3 protein-coding genes are annotated in these 3,340 nt (G+C 63.2%); all 3 read left to right on the top strand.

Features of this window, described 5'->3' with window-relative positions:
- The coding region (locus tag EOA22_RS25980; protein ID WP_245478688.1) for a small ribosomal subunit Rsm22 family protein at positions 1 to 289 on the top strand (289 nt) is incomplete at its 5' end.
- A gap of 220 nt (positions 290 to 509) precedes the next feature.
- Entirely contained in the window at positions 510 to 2,000 is a 1,491-nt protein-coding gene (locus EOA22_RS25975; protein WP_013532525.1) for a replicative DNA helicase, read from the top strand.
- Positions 2,001 to 2,222: 222 nt separating this feature from the next.
- The coding region (gene radA / locus EOA22_RS25965; protein ID WP_245478687.1) for a DNA repair protein RadA at positions 2,223 to 3,340 on the top strand (1,118 nt) is incomplete at its 3' end.

The following is a 3,340-nucleotide window of genomic DNA, read 5'->3' as shown; positions in this document are numbered from 1 at the left end:
TTTGTCCCGCGGCGTCGCCCGCGCGCGCCTGCATCGGCTGGCCAAGGATGCCGACGTGCCGTGGGAAGACGAGAAATTCATCTACGTCGCGGCTTCTCGCGACGGCCCCACATCACACCAGGCACGAGTTCTTGCGCCACCGAAATCCGGCTCCGGCAAGGTTCTGCTCAAGCTTTGCCAGGACGACGGCACCGCCACCGAGCGCTTGTTCACCAAGCGCGACGGCGCCGACTTCAAGTTGGCCCGGCGATTGGACTGGGGCGACAGGCTGGACAACATCGCAAAATGAACAGTGCCATTGTTCTTGCTTTGTTCCGACGAGTCAGATAGAGATCCACGCCCTGTCGAGTCAACCGGAATCGGGGCACGCGAATACTCTCCTGTGGACGATTGGTTGTTCCTGTGAACAACGGGCATCAAGGTTCTTTGGTTGGGTAGTGATGCAGAAAGGTCAGCACCGACTCATCACGTTCTGATATCGAAAGGCCGGGATTGAAATCGGGGATATCATGGCAGAGGCAGCGCGAAAATTCGGCGTCGCGGAAACACCGCTTTATCGTGAAGCGCCAAACAACATCGAGGCCGAGCAGGCGTTGCTCGGCGCCATCCTCGTCAACAACGACGCCTTCTACCGCGTCTCTGACTTCCTCAAGGCCAGCCATTTCTACGAGCCGCTGCACCGCAAGATCTATGAGGTGGCGTCCGAGTTCATCCGTATGGGCAAGGTGGCGACGCCGATCACACTGAAAACCTTCCTGCCGGCCGACGAGAAGGTTGGGGACATGACGATGGCGCAATATGTCGTGCGGCTGGCGGTCGAGGCTGTGACCGTCGTCAACGCCACCGACTATGGCCGCGCCATCTATGACCTTGCGACGCGCCGCGCGCTGATCACCGTCGGCGAAGACATGGTCAACATCGCCTATGACGCGCCGGTCGACATGGCACCCGGCGAACAGATCGAGGATGCCGAGCGGCGGCTGTTCGAGCTGGCCGAAAACGGCCGCTACGATGGCGGTTTCGAAAGCTTTTCCGATGCGTTGAAGAATGCCGTCGACATGGCCAGCGCGGCCTATATGCGCGATGGCCACCTGTCCGGCATTGCCACCGGCCTGCGCGATCTCGACCATCGCATGGGTGGCCTGCAGCCTTCGGATTTGATCATCATCGCCGGCCGCCCAGGCATGGGCAAGACGTCGCTGGCCACCAACATCGCCTACAACATCGCTGCCGCCTATGAGCCTGCCCAACAGGCCGACGGCTCCGTCAAGGCGGCCAATGGCGGCGTCGTCGGCTTCTTCTCGCTTGAAATGTCGTCGGAGCAGCTGGCCACCCGCATCATCTCCGAGCAGACCGAGATTCCATCATCGAAAATCCGGCGCGGCGATTTGACGGAAGCCGATTTCGGCAAGCTTGTCGCCTACACGCAGGAGAACCACAAGCGCCCGCTCTACATCGACCAGACGGGTGGTATCTCGATCGCCCAGCTCGCGGCGCGCGCCCGCCGCCTCAAGCGCCAGCGCGGGCTGGACCTGATGGTCATCGACTATATCCAGCTGATGCAGGGTTCATCTGCCAAGGCGTCGCAGAACCGCGTCCAGGAAATCACCGAGATCACCACCGGACTGAAGGCGCTCGGCAAGGAGTTGGGCGTGCCGATCATCGCGCTCTCACAGCTCTCGCGTCAAGTCGAAAGCCGCGACGACAAACATCCGCAGCTGTCCGACCTGCGCGAATCGGGCTCGATCGAGCAGGACGCCGACGTCGTGCTGTTCGTGTACCGCGAGGAATATTACATCAAGAACAAGGAGCCGGAGAAAGGCACGCCCGAGCATCTCGCCTGGGAGACGAAGATGATCGAGGTCCAGGGCAAGGCCGAAGTGATCATAGCCAAGCAGCGCCATGGACCGACCGGCACCGTCAGCCTTGCCTTCCAGGGCGAGTTCACCCGCTTCTCCGACCTCGCCGAGGAGCATCATCTGCCGGAAAGGTTCGAGTGACCTATTGAGACAGGTCCCATTCCTTGGCGCCCCCCTCTGTCCTGCCGGACATCTCCCCCTCAAGGGGGGAGATCGGATGGCATCGACGCTTTCGCCAATTTTTGGCGTTGAAAAGAAGGCGCAAGCGCTGAAGCTGCAAATCTCCCCCCTGGAGGGGGAGATGGCCGGCAGGCCAGAGAGGGGCGCTGCCCCGCCAGCCTGTCACGGCGTGGCTTCCATCTAATGGCCAAGTCGCGCGTCCAATTCATCTGCCAAAGTTGCGGATCGGTGCATCAGCGCTGGGCCGGCAAATGCGATGCCTGCGGCGAGTGGAACACGCTGGTCGAGGAAGGCACGTCCGGCGGCATCGGCTCAGGACCAGCCAACACGCGCAACGCCCGCAAGGGACGCGCCGTGGTGCTGACCACGCTGTCCGGCGATATCGAGGACGCGCCACGCATCATCTCGGGCATTGGCGAACTCGATCGCGCCACCGGCGGCGGGTTCGTGCGCGGCTCGGCGCTGCTGGTCGGCGGCGACCCCGGCATCGGCAAGTCGACGCTGCTCACCCAGGCGGCCGCGGCGCTGGCATCAAAAGGCCACCGCATCGTCTATGTCTCGGGCGAAGAGGCGGTCGCGCAGATCAGGCTGCGGGCGCAGCGGCTTGGCGTCGCCTCCTCTCCGGTGGAACTTGCCGCCGAGACCAATGTCGAGGACATCCTGGCGACGATCGCCGACGGCAAGCGGCCTGATCTCGTCATCCTGGATTCGATCCAGACGCTGTGGACCGACCTTGCCGATTCGGCACCCGGAACCGTCACCCAGGTGCGCGCTGCCGCCCAGGCGATGATCCGCTATGCGAAATCCACGGGTGCGGCGATCGTACTGGTCGGCCATGTCACCAAGGAAGGCCAGATCGCCGGGCCGCGCGTCGTCGAGCACATGGTTGACGCCGTGCTCTACTTCGAAGGCGAAGGCGGCCACCACTACCGCATCCTGCGTACGGTGAAGAACCGTTTTGGACCGACCGACGAGATCGGCGTCTTCGAAATGTCGGACAAGGGCCTGCGCGAGGTCGCCAATCCGTCCGAGCTTTTTCTTGGCGAACGCCATGCCAAATCGCCGGGGGCGGCGGTTTTCGCCGGCATGGAGGGGACAAGGCCGGTGCTGGTCGAGATCCAGGCACTGGTCGCACCCTCCTCGCTCGGCACGCCGCGCCGCGCCGTCGTCGGCTGGGACGGCGCCCGGCTGTCGATGATCCTGGCGGTTCTCGAAGCCCATTGCGGGGTGCGATTCGGCAGCCATGATGTCTATCTCAATGTCGCCGGCGGCTACCGGATTTTCGAGCCCGCGGCAGATCT

This window comes from Mesorhizobium sp. M7A.F.Ca.US.014.04.1.1, assembly GCF_003998745.1.
GTDB classification, from domain to species: Bacteria; Pseudomonadota; Alphaproteobacteria; order Rhizobiales; family Rhizobiaceae; genus Mesorhizobium; species Mesorhizobium ciceri.
Note: the sequence above shows the minus strand (reverse complement) of the source record. Positions and strands in the feature narration are given on the sequence as shown.